This is a genomic window from Xenorhabdus vietnamensis, assembly GCF_002127535.1.
In the GTDB taxonomy this organism is placed as follows: Bacteria; Pseudomonadota; Gammaproteobacteria; order Enterobacterales; family Enterobacteriaceae; genus Xenorhabdus; species Xenorhabdus vietnamensis.
In genome coordinates, this window is the sequence record NZ_MUBJ01000144.1 from 1 (window position 1) to 318 (window position 318).

Here is a 318-nt window from a genome sequence, read left to right on the forward strand (position 1 = left end):
AGATGTTCGTATAACTTCGTATAATGTATGCTATACGAAGTTATTACGTCTGCTCATTCTTACCCGTTGACGCGATTTTCAGCTCGCCGTCACTCTGCAACAGCTTGAGCGCATAGGCCGCCTGCCGTACCCCTTCTTCTTCGGCGATAGCCAGTATCTTATGTTGCAGGTTGGTTTCACCGAGGTAGAACAGGCTCTGGCCGGTCATGGCGCTGTACTGGATGCGCTCTTCTTCCGGTATCAGGTTGAGCACCGCCTCCATTAAGGACGATTTCCCGGCGGCGCTGCTGCTTTGTATCAGGACGGCTAAGGGTTTGG

Annotated in this window: 1 protein-coding gene; it reads right to left on the reverse strand. The window is 52.5% G+C overall.

What is annotated here, in order from left to right; genetic code table 11:
- Nucleotides 1-43: 43 nt before the first annotated feature.
- The coding region (locus Xvie_RS20615) for a hypothetical protein (RefSeq protein ID WP_244175768.1) at nt 44-318 on the reverse strand (275 nt) is incomplete at its 5' end.